Source organism: Bradyrhizobium sp. HKCCYLRH3073, assembly GCF_051167995.1.
Taxonomy (GTDB): Bacteria; Pseudomonadota; Alphaproteobacteria; order Rhizobiales; family Xanthobacteraceae; genus Bradyrhizobium.
In genome coordinates, this window is the sequence record NZ_JBNPUD010000015.1 from 76,611 (window position 1) to 95,504 (window position 18,894).

Annotated in this window: 18 protein-coding genes and 1 riboswitch; of the genes, 7 read left to right on the top strand and 11 right to left on the bottom strand. The window is 66.4% G+C overall.

What is annotated here, in order from left to right; genetic code table 11:
• Positions 1–21: 21 nt before the first annotated feature.
• Both ACQR1X_RS27570 and ACQR1X_RS27575 read right to left on the bottom strand, forming a co-directional pair.
• Complete coding sequence (locus ACQR1X_RS27570; protein WP_315805576.1) at positions 22–315, bottom strand: hypothetical protein; 294 nt, start codon at positions 313–315, stop codon at positions 22–24.
• Complete coding sequence (locus ACQR1X_RS27575; RefSeq protein WP_315805575.1) at positions 315–1,172, bottom strand: SDR family NAD(P)-dependent oxidoreductase; 858 nt, start codon at positions 1,170–1,172, stop codon at positions 315–317. Before ACQR1X_RS27575 ends, ACQR1X_RS27570 begins: the two co-directional genes overlap by 1 nt.
• A gap of 542 nt (positions 1,173–1,714) precedes the next feature.
• Here ACQR1X_RS27575 and ACQR1X_RS27580 point away from each other — a divergent pair.
• From ACQR1X_RS27580 to ACQR1X_RS27590, 3 genes are all read left to right on the top strand, one after another.
• Positions 1,715–2,827: a DUF2336 domain-containing protein gene (locus ACQR1X_RS27580; protein ID WP_434900020.1), complete on the top strand. Its 1,113-nt coding sequence runs from the start codon at positions 1,715–1,717 to the stop codon at positions 2,825–2,827.
• A gap of 206 nt (positions 2,828–3,033) precedes the next feature.
• Positions 3,034–3,251, top strand: a riboswitch (cobalamin riboswitch).
• A gap of 96 nt (positions 3,252–3,347) precedes the next feature.
• Positions 3,348–5,423, top strand: coding sequence for a TonB-dependent receptor domain-containing protein (locus tag ACQR1X_RS27585; protein WP_434880283.1), 2,076 nt, complete (start codon positions 3,348–3,350; stop codon positions 5,421–5,423).
• 75 nt (positions 5,424–5,498) lie between these two features.
• Entirely contained in the window at positions 5,499–6,077 is a 579-nt protein-coding gene (locus ACQR1X_RS27590) for a hypothetical protein (RefSeq protein ID WP_434900021.1), read from the top strand.
• Between the two features lie 79 nt (positions 6,078–6,156).
• Here ACQR1X_RS27590 and ilvC read toward each other — a convergent pair whose 3' ends face one another.
• The 7 genes from ilvC to miaA all read right to left on the bottom strand — a co-directional run bounded on the left by ilvC (position 6,157) and on the right by miaA (position 13,953).
• Entirely contained in the window at positions 6,157–7,176 is a 1,020-nt protein-coding gene (ilvC, locus tag ACQR1X_RS27595; RefSeq protein WP_315713342.1) for a ketol-acid reductoisomerase, read from the bottom strand.
• A gap of 150 nt (positions 7,177–7,326) precedes the next feature.
• Positions 7,327–7,929 carry a LysE family translocator gene (locus ACQR1X_RS27600; RefSeq protein ID WP_315805571.1) on the bottom strand — a complete coding sequence of 201 codons (603 nt, stop codon included), beginning with the start codon at positions 7,927–7,929 and terminating at the stop codon, positions 7,327–7,329.
• 271 nt (positions 7,930–8,200) lie between these two features.
• Positions 8,201–8,890, bottom strand: coding sequence for a class I SAM-dependent methyltransferase (locus ACQR1X_RS27605; RefSeq protein ID WP_434839276.1), 690 nt, complete (start codon positions 8,888–8,890; stop codon positions 8,201–8,203).
• Between the two features lie 3 nt (positions 8,891–8,893).
• Positions 8,894–9,436 (bottom strand): acetolactate synthase small subunit, encoded by a 543-nt coding sequence (gene ilvN, locus ACQR1X_RS27610; RefSeq protein ID WP_315805569.1) that lies wholly within the window; start codon positions 9,434–9,436, stop codon positions 8,894–8,896.
• Positions 9,437–9,572: 136 nt separating this feature from the next.
• Entirely contained in the window at positions 9,573–10,556 is a 984-nt protein-coding gene (locus tag ACQR1X_RS27615) for a threonine dehydratase (protein WP_434900022.1), read from the bottom strand.
• A 266-nt stretch (positions 10,557–10,822) separates the two neighbouring features.
• Complete coding sequence (locus ACQR1X_RS27620) at positions 10,823–12,592, bottom strand: acetolactate synthase 3 large subunit (protein ID WP_316183566.1); 1,770 nt, start codon at positions 12,590–12,592, stop codon at positions 10,823–10,825.
• A 443-nt stretch (positions 12,593–13,035) separates the two neighbouring features.
• Positions 13,036–13,953 (bottom strand): tRNA (adenosine(37)-N6)-dimethylallyltransferase MiaA, encoded by a 918-nt coding sequence (miaA, locus tag ACQR1X_RS27625; protein WP_316239577.1) that lies wholly within the window; start codon positions 13,951–13,953, stop codon positions 13,036–13,038.
• A 3-nt stretch (positions 13,954–13,956) separates the two neighbouring features.
• On the opposite strand from miaA, the gene serB reads away from it, so the two are divergent.
• Positions 13,957–14,847, top strand: coding sequence for a phosphoserine phosphatase SerB (serB, locus tag ACQR1X_RS27630; protein ID WP_316239576.1), 891 nt, complete (start codon positions 13,957–13,959; stop codon positions 14,845–14,847).
• 463 nt (positions 14,848–15,310) lie between these two features.
• Here the strand turns inward: serB and ACQR1X_RS27635 are convergent, their stop codons facing one another.
• The gene (locus ACQR1X_RS27635; protein WP_434883266.1) at positions 15,311–15,472 is read right to left on the bottom strand and encodes a hypothetical protein; all 162 of its coding nucleotides are present in this window, start codon (positions 15,470–15,472) and stop codon (positions 15,311–15,313) included.
• A gap of 14 nt (positions 15,473–15,486) precedes the next feature.
• Between ACQR1X_RS27635 and ACQR1X_RS27640 the strand changes: the two genes are divergently transcribed.
• The gene (locus tag ACQR1X_RS27640) at positions 15,487–15,756 is read left to right on the top strand and encodes a hypothetical protein (RefSeq protein WP_316217063.1); all 270 of its coding nucleotides are present in this window, start codon (positions 15,487–15,489) and stop codon (positions 15,754–15,756) included.
• Between the two features lie 20 nt (positions 15,757–15,776).
• Here the strand turns inward: ACQR1X_RS27640 and ACQR1X_RS27645 are convergent, their stop codons facing one another.
• Positions 15,777–17,198, bottom strand: a complete 1,422-nt coding sequence (locus ACQR1X_RS27645) for an MFS transporter (RefSeq protein WP_316183569.1) — start codon at positions 17,196–17,198, stop codon at positions 15,777–15,779.
• Between the two features lie 89 nt (positions 17,199–17,287).
• Between ACQR1X_RS27645 and ACQR1X_RS27650 the strand changes: the two genes are divergently transcribed.
• A complete protein-coding gene (locus tag ACQR1X_RS27650; protein WP_315805562.1) occupies positions 17,288–18,217 on the top strand; it encodes a LysR substrate-binding domain-containing protein in 930 nt (309 codons plus the stop codon).
• 28 nt (positions 18,218–18,245) lie between these two features.
• Positions 18,246–18,776, top strand: coding sequence for a GNAT family N-acetyltransferase (locus ACQR1X_RS27655; protein WP_315805561.1), 531 nt, complete (start codon positions 18,246–18,248; stop codon positions 18,774–18,776).
• The last annotated feature ends 118 nt before the right edge of the window (positions 18,777–18,894 follow it).

Sequence of the window (18,894 nt, forward strand, 5' to 3'; positions counted from 1 at the left end):
CTTACATCCCCGCGAGAAAGCTCAGGAGTCGCCCTGCGGCGTTGCTGCCGCGTCCGACGCCGTGACCGGATCGTCGATCAGGTGAAACGCGCGCCCGAGCCGGCGCTGCACGCTCATCACGGCGCGGTCGACGTCGCTGATCAGGCTGTCGCCGAGAACGACGTGCGGGATCTCCCAGTTGCGGCCGCTGCGCACGTCGAGCGCATGAACCGCCGGCACGCGCGCGGTCTCGCAGCCCGGCTGCGCGCGAAGGTCCTCCTCGACCAGGCGGGTCAGCTCCGCCTGGGTCTTGCCGATGGTCGTCATCGCCGGCATCAGGGCCTGGTCGCGGGCATCAGGCCGAGCCGCTTGGCGATGATGCGATCGACGGTCCGTTTCGGAAGCACCCGCACGATCCATTGCCTCATGGCGTCGGGCGCGATCTCGTAGCGCACCTTGGGCGCCGGCAAGGTCAAGGCGTCGGCCACCCGCGCGGCGATGGTCTCGGCCGGCAGCCCGGACTTGCCGAGATTCAGCATGAAGGCGCGGATCTTCTGCAACGCCGGGAAGAACGGCGAGGCCTGATACGGCGACAGGTCGACCTCGTCGGCCTTGGCCCAGATCGGCGTCTTCACCGCGCCCGGCGCGATGACGATCACGTCGATGCCGAACAGCATCAGCTCACGGCGCAGGCTCTCGGACAGCCCTTCGATCGCATGCTTTGAGGTCGAATACGGCGCCAACAGCGGGTTGCCATTGCGCCCGGCCACCGAGCTGACCATCACGATCCGGCCTCGCTCCCCTTTCATGGCGGGATCCGCTCCGAGCAGCGGCGCGAACGCCTGGGTCGCGATCACCGGGCCGATGACGTTGACCTCCATCTGATGGCGGAACTGCGCGATCGGCAGCTCCGTCACCGGCCCCGCGACGGCGATGCCGGCATTGTTGACCAGGCCGGCGAGCGCCTCGCCGGCGAGAGCCGCCCGCACCTCCTCCGCGGCCGCCTTCACCGCCGCCTCGTCGGTCACGTCGAACAGCAGCGGCGTGAAGTTGGCGCCGAGCTCGCTGCGCAGACGGTCTGCATCGGCCTGCTTGCGAACGCTGCCGAACACGCGAAAGCCGCGCGCGAGCAGGTGCTTCGAACAGGCGAACCCGATGCCGGTGGATGCGCCGGTGATGACGACGGATTTCATGGGGACCTCAACGATTTGCGCGGCGATTATCGCACGGGATGCGGCAAGATGCTGGCGCTGATTTTTCGCGTGAGGTCATCACCCGCCGAGCCTGCCCCGGAACAACGGAATACGGCACGCAACGCACGGCGCGTCGGCAAAACGGCCGCGGCAAGAATGGGATTTAAGTTTCAATGCTTGAGAGGATGAGAGCTGACGTGAGATCGAGGGCAGCGACCAAACTGGATGAAGGAAGGTTTGTGACCTTATGAGATCGTTAACCTTTCCGCCTCGCTCGCCTGTCTTCGCCGGGTCTACAAGGAGGTGATCGCACCTCATTCCATCGATTGTCCGGCGAATCTCCGAAACGCCGGGCTCCGACCCGTCTTCCCCTCTATGCGTATCGTCTTAATTTTCCGTATCCGTGTTTCCCCGGAGTACTACGCCCTCCGCCCCTAACGCATTGTTATCGCCCGTGCCGAAAACTGCCCCGGCCGAAAGCCTTGCAGCGGATCCCACACGCGTTGCTGTCGCTCCGGCAATCCGGACCAACGGGCGCGATCGTGTCACAGCCAGAACAGCTTCCGCTTTCAGAAAACTCCATCATCACCGAACTCGAAGAGGCCGTCCGCAGCGGCTCCTCGGCGAAGCGCGTCAACACGCTGCGCCAGGTCACCAACCTGTTCCTGCATGACGGCGAACGCCTCAGCGAGGACCAGATCAAGGTGTTCGACAACGTGCTGTGCATGCTGGTCTCGCGGGTCGAGACCCGCGCGCGGGCCGAGCTCAGCAAGCATCTCGCGCCGGTCGACTATGCGCCCGTCGAATTGATCCAGCAGCTCGCCCGCGACGACGAAATCTCGGTGGCCGAGAACGTGCTGATGCACTCGAGCCGGCTCACCGAGCATACGCTGGTGGAGGTCGCGGCGACCAAGGGCCAGGATCACCTGATGGCGATCTCCAGCCGCCCGCATCTGACCGAGGCGGTGACCGACATCATCGTCGACCGCGGCGAGCGCCGGGTGATCCGCAAACTCGCCAACAACCAGACCGCGCGCTTCTCCGAGACCGGCTATTCCGGGATGATGGCGCATGCCGAGGACGACGACGAATTGTCCGAGATCATCGGGCTGCGCGTCGACCTGCCCACCAAGCATCTGCGCGACCTGCTGCGCCGCGCGACCGAAGCCGTGCGCGCCAAGCTGATGGCCTCGGCGCCGCCGGCGCTGCAGCAGGAGATCAAGAAGATCCTCAAGGCGATCGCCGACGTTGCGCGCAGCGACGGCGGCCTGGTCGGGCGCGACTTCACGCTGGCCGAAGAGGCCGTCAAGCGCATGAAGGGGCTGAACGAGCTCAACGATGCCGCCATCGCCTTCTTCGCCGAGACCCGCCGCTTCGGCGAGGTGTCAGCCGCGCTCGGCCTGCTCAACAACGTCCCGACCGAGATGATCGCCAAGGTGATGGAAGGCCCGCGCACCGACATCGTGCTGATCCCTTGCCGCGCCGCCGGGCTGGCCTGGTCGGTGGTCGCGAAGATTCTCACCCACCGCCCCATCAAGCACGCCATCGACACCGAGACGCTGAAGCTCGCCGAGCGCGACTATTCCCGCCTGTCCCTCGACACCGCCCAGCGCACGCTGAGGTTCTGGATGGTGCACAACAAGGTCGAGAAGTAAGCGGCGCTCGCAAGCGATCCGTGCCGGAATTGATTCGCGCCTCACATCCCGCTGTCGTCCCTGCGAACGACAGCTGTGGGGCGTCGCGGGCGCCGGGTATCTCACGCCGAACGCGGCGGCCGAGAGAGTTCGCCACACGCAATCCACTCCAGCGCGTTATCGCCAGGAGATCGCCGGGCGCCGGATTGACTTTGGTGCGCCCGCACTCCTACGGTGACGGCGACGGTGCCCCTCGACCGGGGCTCAATAGGGAATGCGGTGCCGGAGACGTCTCGCAAGGGACGTGACCGAAGGCCGCAGCTGCCCCCGCAACTGTAAGCGGCGAATCTCGCGTCAGAGGCCACTGGGAAATCTCGGTCCCGGGAAGGCGACGTGGAGGTGACGACCCGCGAGCCAGGAGACCTGCCGTCAGCCGTGGTCACACGCGAGGATGCCGGTCGGGGCGTTATTGGCATCGTTTTCAGGCAGGCCTGCAAAGGCGTGCATGAGACCTCGTTCGCGGTGACGTGCCACTGACGTCATGCCGAGGTCACTCGTGTCTCCCGTTCCCCATGCCAGGCGCCGTCGCGCCCTTCTGTCGTCGTTATGCCTCCTCTCGTCGTTCGCGCTGCTCGGTCCCTCCCCCGCAACGGCGCAGCAATCCGCCTCGCCCGATCTGCTGCCGCCGGTCGAGGTCGACCCGCCGCACCGGCCGATCGCTCCGAAACCGGCCATCCCCCGCAGAGCCGGCAACGCCGCGCATCAACAGATGCCGGCGGCAAAGCCGGAATCGCCGGCCAGCCCGCCCGTCGCGGTCAGCCCGGCCGGCATCGTGACGCCGGTCGCCAACGTCGCGAATGCGATCACGGTGGTGACCGACAAGGACATCGCCGCGCAGCAGGCCCGCACGGTGCCGGACATCCTGAGCACCGTCCCCGGATTGAACGTCGTGCAGGCCGGCGGCCCGGGCGGCCAGACCAACGTCTTCATGCGCGGCACCAATGCCAACCACACCAAGCTCATCATCGACGGCATCGACGTCGGCGACGTCACCAACAGCAACGGTGCGTTCGATTTCGCGCATCTGCTCGCCGCCGACATCCAGCAGCTCGAGGTGCTGCGCGGGCCGCAGAGCGGGCTGTACGGCTCCGATGCGATCGGCGGCGTGATCTCGGTGATCACGCGCAAGGGCGACGGCCCGGCGCGGGCGACCGCCTCGGTCGAGAGCGGGTCGTTCAAGACCTTCAACCAGTCGGCCGGCGTCAGCGGCTCACATAGTAATGTCAACTACGCGGTCAATGTCGCGCACCTGCACGCCGGCGACGTGCCGGTGACGCCGTGGCAGCTGCTCCCGGCCGGGCAGAAGGCGATCGGCAACGCCTACGACAACGTGACCGCCTCGTCCAAGCTCGGCGTCGATCTCAACGAGGCCTGGACGTTGAACTCGGTGATTCGATACGCCGACGCCACGCTGCTGTTCACCGGCGACAGCGGCTTTCCGAGCGCTCCCGATGCTATCAGGAGCAACCACACGGTCCACCAGCTGGCGACGCGCGAGGAAGCCGTGTGGTCGCTGCTCGGCGGCCGCATCAGGAACTATTTCGGCGTCAACTACGTGAACAACTGGTCGTCGGATCTGACGGCCGGCAATCCCGTGGCCGCGGTCGCCACGGGGGAACGCATCAAATATGACTGGCACGCGGTGACCGAACTGGCGCCGCACAACAATCTCGTCGTCGGGCTGGAGCAGCAGACCGAGCGGCTGAAAACAACTGATCTTTCCGCCGAGAACGGCAACAAGGCCGGCTTCATCGAGTTGCAGACGGAGTTCGCCAAACGCTGGTTCGTGGTGGCGAGCCTGCGCAACGACGTCAACGAGCAATTCGGCGGCCATGGCACCTTCCGGATCGCGCCGGCGGTGATCCTGCCGGTCACCGGGACCAAGCTGAAGGCGAGCTACGGCACCGGCTTCAAGGCGCCGACCTTGAGCCAGCTGCACCAGGATTTTCCGGCCTTCAACTTCTTCGCCAATCCCAACCTGAAGCCGGAGCAGAGCACCGGCTACGACGCCGGCTTCGAACAGCCGCTGTTTTCGGATCGCATCCGCTTCGGCGCGACCTACTTCCACAACAGCATCACCAACCTGATCAATTTCAACGCGACCTTCACCTCCTACGCCAATGTCGGCCTCGCGACCACCGAAGGCACCGAGAGCTTCGTGACGGCTGATCTCACCGACCGGATCTCGCTGCGTGCAGACTACACCTTCACCCGCGCGGTCGATGCGGCCACCGGCCAGCAGCTATTGCGGCGGCCGAAGGAAAAATGGAGCGCCACCGCGACCTGGCAGCCGATCGATGCGCTGCGCCTGTCGGCCACCGTGCTGAGGATCAGCGACTGGCTCGATGTCAGCCGCGACGGCATGACCACCGGCCTGGTCGCGCCCGGCTATACGGTCGTCAACCTGCGCAGCGACTACGCGCTGTCCAACCAGGTCAAGCTGTTCGGCCGGATCGATAACCTGTTCAACCGTCACTACCAGAACCCGACCGGATTCCTCGCGCCGGGCTTCGGCGTGTTCGGCGGCCTCCGGGTGGCGAGCTCCGGTGTGCAGTGACGCTGCCGACCAACCTCCCGGCGGCTGACAGAAGCTGCCGAAATGGACTACAATCGCAATAGAAGGAGATGTTCCATGACTCTCGACGTTCTCGCCCGATCTGGTTCCGGGGCTCGCCTCGCGCCCGTTCCGCAACGGCATGCCGCTGCGTTCTGCTTCGCGCTGCTGACAGCGGCCTGCGCGCTGGCGAGCTTCGTGTTCGCCTGCGCGACGCCGTTTGCGGCCTTCGCCGTGATCGCCGCCGCCATGCTGCCGCTGCGCATGGCGCTGCCGGTGATGCTCGGCGCCTGGCTGGTCAACCAGGGCGTCGGCTTCGGCGCGCTGCACTATCCGGTCGATGCCAACACGCTGGCCTGGGGCGCCATGATCGGCGTCGCGGCGCTCAGCGCCACCGTCATAGCCCGCATGGCGCTGGCGGCCTTGCGCACGGGACCAGCGCCGGCCGCGTTTGCCGTCGCGCTCCTCAGTGCCTACGCCGCCTATGAGTTGGTGCTGCTGGCCGCCACGCCCGCACTCGGCGGGGCCGCAAGCTTCGCGCTCCCGATCGTCGCCCGCCTCGGCCTGACCAGCGCCGCCTGGCTGGTCGGCCTCGTCGCGGTCAGTGAGATCGTCCGCCTGCTGACCCCACTGGTCTCGCGCCGCGCGGCCTCCTGACCGGCGACCATCTCCTAGCCACCAAACAAAAACGGCGGGCCTCGGCCCGCCGTTCTCATATCCGATCGTCGTCGCAAGCTCAGTTCTTGCTCTTGTCGACCAGCGCGCCCTTCTTGATCCAGGGCATCATGTCGCGCAGGCGGGCACCGACTTCCTCGATCGGGTGCTGGGCAAGCTTGGCGCGGGTCGCCTTGAACGAGGTCTGGTTGACCTTGTTCTCCAGCATCCAGTCGCGCGCGAAGCGGCCGGACTGGATGTCGTCGAGCACGCGCTTCATCTCGGCCTTGGTCTCCGGCGTGATGATGCGCGGGCCGGTGACGTACTCGCCGTACTCGGCGGTGTTGGAGATCGAGTAGTTCATGTTGGCGATCCCGCCTTCATAGATCAGGTCGACGATCAGCTTGACCTCGTGGAGGCACTCGAAATAGGCCATCTCCGGCGCGTAGCCGGCCTCGGTCAGCGTCTCGTAGCCGGCCTTGATCAGCTCGACCAGGCCGCCGCACAACACCGCCTGCTCGCCGAACAGGTCGGTCTCGCACTCTTCCTTGAAGGTGGTCTCGATGATGCCGGCGCGGCCGCCGCCGATCGCCGACGCATAGGACAGGCCGAGGTCATGGGCGTTGCCCGAGGAATCCTTGGCGATCGCGATCAGGCAGGGCACGCCGCCGCCGCGCTGGTACTCCGAGCGGACGGTGTGGCCGGGGCCCTTCGGCGCGATCATCAGCACGTCGAGATCGGCGCGCGGGTCGAGCAGATTGAAGTGCACGTTGAGGCCGTGCGCGAACACCAGCGCGGCGCCCTGCTTCATGTTGTCGTGCAGGTGCTCGCGATAGATGTCGCCCTGCAGCTCGTCGGGGGTCAGCATCATCACCAGGTCGGCCCACTTGGCGGCCTCGGCGACTTCCATCACCTTGAAGCCGGCGCCTTCGGCCTTCTTGGCCGAGGCCGAGCCCTTGCGCAGCGCGATCGCGACGTCCTTGACGCCGGAATCCTTCAGGTTGAGCGCGTGGGCGTGGCCCTGGCTGCCATAGCCGACGATGACGACCTTCTTGCCCTTGATCAGGTTCAGATCGGCGTCGCGATCGTAGTAGACACGCATTGTCGTTTCCTCTTTGAGATGGCCGGAATTGGCTGAAAAGTCAGACGCTTGGGTGAGGCACGGGCGGCTGCGCCCGGACGAAATCCGGCCCGTGTCTAGAGCATTTTGGGTCCCGTTGGAAACCCCGATCTCGCATGGCGGCGGCGTCCTTCATGCGTCCATGAAGACGGGATAGAGCGAGGCGAGCAGCAGCGCGGCCATCAGGATGTTGAAGGCGCGGACCGCACGGTCGGAGCTCAGCAGCGGCCGCAGTGCGGTGCCGAACAGGGTCCAGGTGATGGTCGAGCCGATCGCCATCACGAAGCTGATCGCGACCTGCAGCCCGACATTGGCCGGAAAGCTGGCAATCGCGGCATAGGCGGTGATGGTGCTGATCACCATCACCCAGCCCTTGGCGTTGACCCACTGGAAAAGCGCCGCGCCCCAGAACGACATCGGGCCGCGCGGCGTGGTGTCCTCAGGCTTGGTCGATCCGGACAAGGCGATCGCAACCGCCAGGTAGATCAGATAGGCCGCGCCTAGATATTTCAGAACGTCTTGCAGGACCGGGTAGCGGATGAACACCGTGGCCAGCCCGAAGCCGACCGCGCCGACCATGAAGGCGAAGCCGAAGCTGACGCCCATCATGTGCGGCACCGTGCGGCGGAAGCCATGGGTCACGCCCGACGACAGCAGCATGATGTTGTTCGGACCCGGCGTGAACGCCATCACGAAGGCGAAGGTGACGAAGGCGATGAGGAGCTGCTGGGACATCAGGACGTTCTCGCCGCAAGCAAGCACTGACTTGCGGTCACCTGCGCATGGCGGCCGCGCCTGTCGCGGCGCGGGCAGTGCAACCTCGCCCCGCTTGCGGGGAGAGGTCGGATTGCATCGCCAGATGCAATCCGGGTGAGGGGGTACAGGTCTAACGGCGAACGCTCCCCGTGCGGCTGCCCCTCACCCCGACCCTCTCCCCGTAAGAACGGGGAGAGGGAGCGCACCGTCGCCTGCGCGAAAGTGAGACTCACGAATCTGCCGCTCATAGCTACCCCTGCCCCGCCGGCTTCTGCAGCACGTAGGTCGCGTGCATCGGGGCGTGGTAATCGGCGGAGATCGTGACGAAGCCGACCTCGGCCAGCATGCGCTCCATCACCCAGGCGAAGGTGGAGTTCTCGTCGCGCATGTGGGTGATGACGCTGTCGCGGGCGAGGTCGTGGTTCTTGATGTTGAAATCCGCCCATTGCTCAACCGAGCGCTCCGCGCCGTCGGGCATGGAGACATAGACGATGTCGCGCAGGAAGAACTGCGCGCCCGGCTTCAGCGCCGCGAAGATCCGCGCCAGCGCCACCGCCTTCCAGAAGTCTGGCAGGTGATGCAGCGTGAACTCGCTGGCGATCAGGTCATAGGTGGCAGCCTCATAGGCGAACGACAGCAGCCCCGCCGAATGCATCCGCACCGCGGTACGGCGGTCGCGGGTGTAGATCTTGGTCAGCGCCAGCATCGCCGGCGAGATGTCGATGGCGTCCACCACGGCCCCCATCAGCGCCGCTTCCGTCGCCAGCACGCCATTGCCGCAGCCGATGTCGGCCACCCGCCAGCCCGGCTTGACACCGAGCATCTTCAACGCGGCGCGCGCACGCTCGTCGGCATCGTCGCCCGAACCGTAGATCGAGGCCACGGCATGATCGAGACCGATCCGGTTGCGTTCGTTGTAGTACCAGTCGCGCGCCAGCATGGCTCACATCCCTTCCGGTCCCCGCCCGATCGCCGCAATGCCGGTCCTGGCGACTTCCACCAGGCCCAGCGGACGCATCAGATCGATGAATTGCGTGATCTTGTCGGTGTTGCCTGTGATCTCGAACACGAAGCTCTCGGTCGTGGCGTCGATCACGCGGGCGCGGAACGCATCCGCCAGCCGCAGCGCCTCGACGCGCGGCTCGCCGATGCCGCGCACCTTGACCATCGCCAGCTCGCGCTCGATCGCGCGTTTCGTCAGCGTCATGTCGACGACGCGATAGACCGGGATCATGCGGTCGAGCTGATGCTTGATCTGCTGGATCACCATCGGCGTGCCGGTCGTGACGATGGTGATGCGCGACAGGTGCTTCTGGCTCTCGGTCTCGGAGACGGTGAGGCTCTCGATGTTGTAGCCGCGCCCCGAGAACAGGCCGATGACCCGCGCCAGCACGCCGGGCTCGTTCTGCACCAGCACGGCAAGCGTGTGCGTTTCGTTCGGATCGTGGCGGTCTTCGATGAAATAGGCGGAGGCTGGCTGGTTCATTGGTGTCCCCGTGCTAGTTCAACCGTCATGGCCGGGCCTGTCCCGGCCATCCACGTCGAGCGTCGAGCGCGCGGTTCGTGGATGCCCGGGTCAAGCCCGGGCATGACGGCTGTGTTTGTGGCGAGTTGCGAGCTCCTCATGCGGCCCCCGATTCGGCATGCGTGGCCGCGGGCATCACCCAGCGCCTGAACAAATCGAGATCGATGTTGCCGCCGGTCAGCACCAGACCGACGCGCTTGCCGGCCAGCCTGCCCTTTTCCTGCAAGGCGGCTGCGAGCGACGCCGCACCAGCGCCTTCGGCGAGATTATGGGTGTCGGTCCACAGGATGCGCACGGCCTCGGCGATCTCGGCGTCGCTGACCTGCACGATCCGCGAGGCGCCTTTCAGGATGATCGCGAGCGCATCCGCATCCGGGCTGCGCGTGGCGAGACCATCGGCGTGGGTGTCGGCGCTGTTGGTGGTCACCACCGTGCGCGCAGCGAACGACAGCGCGTAGGACGGCGCCTCGGTCGACTGCACGCCGACGATCTCGGTCTTCAAGCCCAGGAGATCGCGCGCCAGGATGCAGCCGCAGATTCCGGAGCCCTGGCCGATCGAGACGTAGAGCACGTCGAGATCGGGGACGCTGCGCAATAGCTCCAGCGCGTAGGTCGCGACGCCGCGCACGAGATCGCGATGAAACGACGGCACCATGTGCAGGCCGTCGCGCGCGGCGTGGCGCCCGGCTTCCTCGCGCGCTTCCTGGAAGTCGCTGCCATGCTCGATCAGCTCGGCGCCGAACGCCGCCATCGCGCGGTTCTTCTCGACCGAGTTGCCCTGGGGCACGTAGATCGTCACCGGCAGCCCGTTGCGACGGCCGGCGAAGGCGATGCTCTGGCCATGATTGCCGCGGGTCGCGGTGATCAGGCCGCGGACATCGGGCTGCGTGCGCTTGAGGCTGTCGACATAGACCAGCCCGCCGCGCACCTTGAAGGCCCCGGCTGGGGTGTGGTTCTCGTGCTTGACGACGACGTGCGTCCCCAGCCGCTGCGCCAGCAACGGCCACGCATGCGCGGGCGTCGCCGGCACCGCGGCGGCGACGATGGCGTGGGCGGCTTCGAGCTCAGCGAGCGTGAACATGGAATTGCTCATTTGTCAGAAGCGGACAGCTCCAGGCGCCGCTGCGCTCCCTCTCCCCGTTCTTACGGGGAGAGGGTCGGGGTGAGGGGCAGACGCACGGGACGTGCGCGTGGTGAGACCTGTCCCCCCTCACCCGGATCGCATCTGGCGATGCGATCCGACCTCTCAGCGCGAGCGAAGCTCGTCGCGCCCCCGCAAGCGGGGAGAGGTTGAGAGCCAGACTGCCGAACGCGCGTGCCATCACCGCACCATCACTCCTGCCGAACTCACACCAGCGCCTTGCCACCCGCGAACGCCGCGGCCGGATCGGATGCCTCGGCCGGCAGGATCATCTCGTTGTGCGCCTTACCCGAGGGGATCATCGGGAAACAGTTTTCGAGCGCGGCGACGCGGCAGTCGAACAGCACCGGCTTCTTGACCGAGATCATCTCCTTGATCGCGCCGTCGAGGTCGCCGGGCTTGCTGACCTGCAGACCAACGCCGCCATAGGCTTCGGCGAGCTTGACGAAGTCCGGCAGCGCCTCCGAGTAGGAATGCGACAGGCGGTTGCCGTGCAGCAGCTGCTGCCACTGCCGCACCATGCCCATGTACTGGTTGTTGAGGATGAAGATCTTGACCGGCAGCTCGTACTGCACGGCCGTCGACATCTCCTGCATCGTCATCTGCACCGAGGCGTCGCCGCCGATGTCGATGACCAGGCTGTCGGGATGCGCCACCTGCACGCCGATCGCCGCCGGCAGGCCGTAGCCCATGGTGCCGAGGCCGCCCGAGGTCATCCAGCGGTGCGGCTCCTCGAAGCCGTAGAACTGCGCCGCCCACATCTGGTGCTGGCCGACCTCGGTCGTGATGTAGGTATCGCGCCCGCGCGTCAGCTCGAACAGCCGCTGGATCGCATATTGCGGCATGATCACGTCGCGGTTCGGCTTGTAGGCCAGCGAGTTGCGCGCGCGCCAGACGGCGATCTCCTGCCACCACGACTTGATGTCCGGCTTCTTCGCCTCGGCCCTGAACACCTGCAGGATGTCGGCGAGCACATCGCCGCAATCGCCGATGATCGGCACGTCGACGCGGATGTTCTTGTTGATCGAGGACGGATCGATGTCGATGTGGATCTTCTTCGAGCCGGGCGAGAACGCATCGGTGCGCCCGGTGATGCGGTCATCGAAGCGCGCGCCGACGCACAGCATGACGTCGCAATCATGCATCGCCATGTTGGCCTCGTAGGTGCCGTGCATGCCGAGCATGCCCAGCCAATTCTTGCCCGAGGCCGGATAGGCGCCGAGCCCCATCAGGGTCGAGGTGATCGGGAAGCCCGTGACCTCGACCAGCTCGCGCAGCAGCTTCGAGGCGTCGGGCCCGGAATTGACGACGCCGCCGCCTGAATAGATCACCGGCCGCTTGGCCGAGGCCAGCAGCGCCACGGCCTTGCGGATCTGCATCGCGTCGCCCTTGACGCGCGGCGAATAGGACACGTGGACGTCCGACTTGCGCGGCGGATGATAGGTGCCGGTCGCGAACTGCACGTCCTTCGGCACGTCGACCACGACCGGGCCGGGACGGCCCGTGGTGGCGACGTAGAACGCCTCGTGCAGCACCTTGGCGAGGTCGTTGACGTCGCGGACCAGCCAATTGTGCTTGGTGCAGGGCCGGGTGATGCCGACCGTGTCGCATTCCTGGAACGCATCGTTGCCGATCAGGTGCGTCGGCACCTGCCCGGTGATGCAGACCAGCGGGATCGAATCCATCAGCGCATCGGCCAGCGGCGTCACCATGTTGGTGGCGCCCGGGCCCGAGGTCACCAGCACGACGCCGGGCTTCCCGGTCGAGCGCGCATAGCCTTCGGCGGCGTGGCCGGCGCCCTGCTCGTGGCGGACCAGGATGTGCTGGACCTCGCTCTGCTGGAAAATCTCGTCATAGATCGGAAGCACCGCGCCGCCAGGATAGCCGAAGAGGTGCTGCACGCCGTGGTCGATGAGCGCGCGCACGATCATCGCGGCGCCGGTCATCTGGTTCGGATCGTGGCTCTTGTCGGTCATGGTGGGCTCCGGATCGCTGGGTCTCAGCGGCTTGTCGTTTTGGTCGGTCGGTTCGGTCGGCTGGTTTTCTGTTGGTTCAGCGTGGTCGGGTCGCTTCGGGCAATAAAAAAGGGCCCTGGAAGGCCCTGCGCACCGCTCGGATCATGGATGGCCGCTAGCCATCCCCGGCGATGCGCCTGGGTACGACTACGATAAGGAGGGCAATAAAGTTGCGCATGATGCCGAGCAAGCTTCCCAAAGGTTGCGCGAAACATAGCTATGGTTGCCTCGATGTCAAGGCAAAGCCGGCTCTGCTGCGCGATTTATGGATGTTAACGCGGAATTTTCCGTTCGGCGAGCGGTAATTTGGCCATCACGCCGTCATTGCGAGCGAAGCGAAGCAATCCAGGGGCCCCACTCGACAACTCGGGATCGCTTCGTCGCTGCGCTCCTCGCGATGACGATCAGAGGGATGCCACCCACGCCCGCGCCGCCTCGGGGCTCATCCACTCGAACTCCGGCAACTGGTGCCGGAACCAGGTGAACTGCCGCTTGGCGTAATGGCGGGTGTCGGCCTTGCCGATGGTGGCCGCCTGCTCCCGCGTGATCTCCCCTCTGATATAGCGCATCAACGCCGGCACGCCGTGGGCCTTCATCGCCGGCAGCAGCGGATCGAGGCCGCGTGCCGCCAGCCGCTCGACCTCCTGCAACGCGCCGCGGTCCAGCATCAGATCGAACCGCGCGTCGATCCGCTGATACAGCGCCTCGCGCTCGGGAGCGATGAACAGCGCCCGATAGCTGCCCGCCGGCAGCAGCGGTGGCGTCGTCTCCGCGTGCCAGTCGGCCAATGGCCGACCGGTGGCCTCGATCACCTCCAGCGCGCGGGCCACGCGGGTGCGGTCGCGGACGTTCAGCCGCGCGGCCGCCGCCGGATCGCGTCGCGCCAGCTCGGCATGCAAGGCCTCGACGCCGTCGCGATCGAGCCTGAGGCGCACCGCGTCGCGCACCTCATCCGGCACGGGCGGCACCGCGGACAGCCCTGATGTCAGCGCCTTGAAATACAAGCCGGTGCCGCCGATGAAGATCGGCAGCCGCCCGGCCCGCTGCACCTCGCCCAGGATCTCGGCGGCATCCCGGACAAAATGGCCGGCCGAGTAGTTCACGCTGGCATCAACATGGCCGTAGAGCCGGTGCGGCACGGCGGCCTCCTCGTCGCAGGTCGGCCTTGCCGTCAGCACCCTCAGATCGCCGTAGACCTGCATGGAATCGGTATTGATGACGACCCCGCCCGCTTTTTGCGCAAGTTCCATCGCCAGCGCCGACTTGCCGCTGGCGGTCGGCCCTGCGATAAGCACCGCTTTGTTGATCCCTGGCAAAGTCACCTGATGTCTCTCGTCGCCACCTTCATCTGCAATCCCGCCGATCCCGCGCTTGATACCACGATCGTGGAGGCCTTCCTGGCCGTGCTGCCGTCGCCGGGCACGCCGCGCTGGCTGTTCGACGAGGTCGCGATCGACATCCCGTTCGCCCATGACGGCGAGGTCCACAAGCTCGAGGCGCGCCTGCGCGACCTGCGCGGCGACATGCCGATCGACATCGTCGTGCAGGCGGAAGCGGTCCGGCGCAAGAAGCTTTTTCTCGCCGACATGGACTCGACCATGATCGGCCAGGAATGTATCGACGAGCTCGCCGACTTCGCCGGGCTGAAGCCGCGCGTCGCCGCCATCACCGAGCGCGCCATGCGCGGCGAGATCGCGTTCGAGCCGGCGTTGCGCGAACGCGTCGCATTGCTGAAGGACCTGCCGGTGAGCGTCGTCGACGAAGTCCTGACCAAGCGCATCAAGCTGACGCCGGGCGGCCGTCATCTGGTGATGACCATGCGCGCCAACGGCGCCTATACCTGCCTGATCTCCGGCGGCTTCACGCTGTTCACCAGCGCCATCGCGGCCAAGATCGGCTTCCAGGAGAACCGCGCCAACGAGCTCGTCGTCGACGGCGGCAAGCTCACCGGCGAGGTGCGCGAGCCGATCATCGGCCGCGACGCCAAGCTCGCCACCCTGATCGAGCTGCGCGAAGCGTTCGATCTCGACGCGATCGACACGCTCGCGGTCGGCGACGGCGCCAACGACCTCGGCATGATCGAGGCCGCCGGCCTCGGCGTCGCCTATCACGCCAAGCCCGCGGTCTCGGCCGCCGCCTCGGCCCGCATCGACCACGGCGACCTCACCGCTTTGCTCTACGCGCAGGGCTACACCCGCGATCAGTTCGTGGACTGACGAGACTGCGGCCGCGCGGCAGGCCAAGTAGCCGCGCGAGCCTTTGCGCAATACAGCGCCCTCTCCCCTTGTTGTGAGAGAGGACGCGTTGATGGGCAGCCGCCATGCCGTCATTGCGAGGGCACCGAAGCAATCCAGAGTCCGACGCAAGGCTATGGATTGCGTCGTCGCTTCGGTCCTCGCAACGACCGTGACATGTTCACCGGTCCACGTCCGTGTCACAAAGCGAGGGTGACAATGCGGTGATGACCCGCGCAGCCTGCTGTGGTGACATTTAATCAAGGTTTTGCGAACGCTCGACGATCGCAATCGCATTGCCCCTGTGCGAATCGCCGCCCAAGCAAAGCCGTTACCAAAGCCCTGCCTTCATCGGCCCTCGATCAGCGCATCATCAGGATTTTGTTTCAATCCAGCGCACTCGCACGCAACTCCATTCCAATCTCATTTCAGATCGCAAATCAGATCATTCGCCTTCCGCATCAAGGCGGGACGCGAACTGCCATTTTAACCGCATCACCAATCCATGAATTGTCAAATCATGCTGCAGCGCATATAAAGCTGACAACGCTAGGGAGTGTCCAAGGAAGCGAAAGCGATTGCAGGTGATGCAATCGATCATCGTCACAGAAGGACCTCCCGATGACCATCAAGCACATCATTCCCGGCTCTCTTCTTGCCCTCGCGCTGCTGAGCGGCGCGGCTGTTGCCGGCGAGCTGCCGAGCTACGAAGTCGGCGCGCTGCCGGCCACCCCGCACCAGCTCTCCGTCGTCGGTGCATCCGCCGCGCAGCAGACCGTTGCGATCAATGCGGACAGCACCGCCACCCCGGTCCAGCTCTCTGTGCTCACCCAGCATCGTCGCAGCGCCGCTCTCGCCGTGCCGGCGACCGTCGGCAGCGTTCGCAACTGATCGACAGGCCGTCTCCGCCATCAGGCAACTTGCTGCTGCTTCTCCCCGCAGGTCGGCGCGACCGTGGCCGAGGGCAGCAGCAGGAGTGCCGATGCGCTCGCCGCCGCGCAGACCGGCGCAGCGACCCAGAATACCCACGCGTAGTTCGGTACTTCGCCTGATCTCCCCAACACCGCGCCGAGCACCGCGATGCCGATCGCAAAGCCGGCTTGGCGCATGACGACCGTCACAGCCGCGGCCATCCCAGCCTGATCGGCCGGGACCAGCGCAACCACGGCCCCCGACAATTGCGGATGGGCCAGCGCGGCTCCGCTTCCGATCACGGCCATTGCGATGTGCACGAGCCACGACCGGAGCGCCGGATCGGGCATGGCCAGCGCGCCGACGAAGACAAGATTGCCCAGGGCGATGATAGCCAGCGCGACCGTGAAGTGCCGCCGCCATCCCCACCGGACGACCAGTCTTGCACCGAGCGGCGGCAAGACCAGCATCGGCAACGTCGCCGCGAGCATCGCAAACCCGCATTCGGAGGCAGTCCAGCCGAACGTCGCGCGGAGAAAACCCGGCAGGAAGACCAGCACGGCCCAGTAGCCGAGCGATACGGCATTCAACAGCAGCGCGACGGCAACCATCGCGCGGTTGAGGAAGATCGCTGGATCGAAGATCGGCTGCGTGCGGCGCCGCTGCTGCCAGAGGAAGGTCGCCCCAAAAAGCGCCGCCAGCACGACCCCCAGGATCAGTTCCGGTCCGCCGTGACCGTGCAGCAGGGTTGCAATCAGCATGCAGAGCGCCGCGCTAAGAAGACCCATCCCGAGATAATCGAGCGGACGCCGCGCCGAACTGCGCATTTCGGGAACGAGCCGGGGAATGCTCCAGGCCGCCAGCAGGCACGCCGGCAGATTGGCGGCGAAGATCCAGCGCCAACCGATCCACGCGGAAATGCCGCCGCCGATGCTCGGTCCGACCGCCATCGCAACGCCCGAGACGACGCCGAGCCCCCCCAACACGCGCGTGCGCGAGGCGGCCTGCGGATAGAGAGCGGCAATCAGCGCAATGCCGCCGGTCATCACGAAAGCCGCGCCCAGTCCCTGCAACACCCGCGCGAGCCCGAGGGTCAGGCCGTCGGCCGACAGCGCGCACACGACCGATGCGGCGGCAAAAACGAGGTTGCCGCCGAGCATCGCTCGGCGACGGCCCAGACTGTCGGCGAGAGCGCCCGCGACCAGAAGCGCCGCCGTGAAGGCGAGGCTGTAGCCGTCCATCATCCAGGCCTGGCCGGCGATCCCAAGCCCAAGCTCGTCCGCGATGGTGGGCAAGGCCACCACCACGGCGGTCACATCGAAATTGGTGAGGAAAGCCGCCAGGCTCAGGGCGAGCGCCGGCCACATGGACGGCGCCGTTGCGACGTCGGCCGACGATGACGTGGAACGGGCTGTCGGCATTTGGCGGCCTTCGTCATGGGGAGGGACGGGCCAAAGATATGGCCGGCGCACCCATTCACGTCAGCATGAATCTCGTTCATACTTGGCCAATGCGATCTCTTCCGCCATTCGACGGTCTCGTTGCCTTCGAGGCCACCGCCCGCCACCGCAGCATGACCTTGGCAGCGACGGAGCTCGGGCTAACGCAGAGTGCTGTCAGCCACCGGCTGCGCAAGCTCGAGACCTATCTCGGCGCCAAGCTGTTCAACCACCGCAGCGGGACCGGACTGTCGCCGACGACGGCCGGCACCTCGCTGCTCACGGAGATCGTTGGTCTGCTCGACGAGATGGCGCTGCTGCGCGCGCGCTACCGCGCCGCCGCGCAGCCCGCGGTGTTGAAGGTCGGCGTGAGCGCAGCCTTGTCGCACTACTGGCTGGTGCGTCGGTTGCCCGGCTTTCTGTCCAGACACGGCGATGTCGGCGTCGAACTCGTCGTCGCCGAGAGCGAGGCTCAGGCGCGCGCAGCTGATGTCGATCTCCAGGTGCTGTGGTTGCCGAAGGCTGCGGCGCGCGCGAGCTCGACGCAACGGCTGCTGTTCAGAGAGCGCGTCTTTCCGGTCGCCATGCCGCGCCTGTTGCCGCGCGGCCGCGCCTTGCACGATGTCCGCAATCTCGCGAACTACCCCATCATTCACAAGGGGCGCGCCGGCCGCGACGACGGCGCTGAATGGTCATGGCCCGCATGGTTCGAGAGGCTCGGCCTCGGCGCGGAGGCTCCCGTCGGCATTCGGGTCGATACGATCAGCCTGGCGCTCGCCGCAGCGATCGAGGGCGCCGGCGTGGCGCTGGGACGATCGCTGCTCGTGCATGACGCACTGGCCGAGCGCCGCCTGACGCGCGTCGTTTCGGCCGAATGGGACGTGCCGTCCAGCAAGGTGCATGTCGTGCGCTGGCCGGCCGTGCTCAGCAGCGATACGCGCGTCCGGTTTTTCACGAACTGGCTCGCGAGCGAAGCAGCGCTGCTCTCCGATAGTGAGTGATGCGTAGACAGGATATGGAGAAGATTTCTTGAGTGACATCATCATCCGCGCCGCGACCAGCGAAGACGCGCCGGCCGTCGCGGCGCTCCATGCGGCGAGCTGGCGCGACGCCTATGCCAACATCCTCGCGCCGGAGTTTCTCAGCAGCGCCATCGACGCCGACCGGCGCGCGGTCTGGACGCAGCGGCTCGGCACGCCGGCCGTGGATCAACTCGTCAACGTCGCACGCGACCCGGCCGGGTTGATGCGCGGCTTCATCTGCTGCTATCGCGACGCCGACCCGGTGTGGGGACATCTGGTCGACAATCTTCACGTCGCGGCCGAGACCAGAGGCTCGGGGCTTGGAGAGCGGCTGCTTCGCGGCGCGGCTCGCCTGCTTTCGGCAGGCGCGTCACACTCTGGATTGCACCTCTGGGTCTTCGAGGCCAATGTCGCCGGCCTCCGGTTCTACAGGCGGCTTGGCGGCCGCATCGTCGACACCAAGCCCTCCAGCATTCCCGCGGCTGACGGAAAGACCGTCCTGCGCGTGCATTGGCCTGACATCACTCAGCTCGCCTGATCCGGCATCGCCGGTGCGCGCAGACATACAGCCCGCAAGCCGCTGAGCCCAGTTTGCATCATCCCCCCGACGGGTCCGGGAATTGTCATCGCCGGCAGCGGCGTGCCAAGACAAAGGA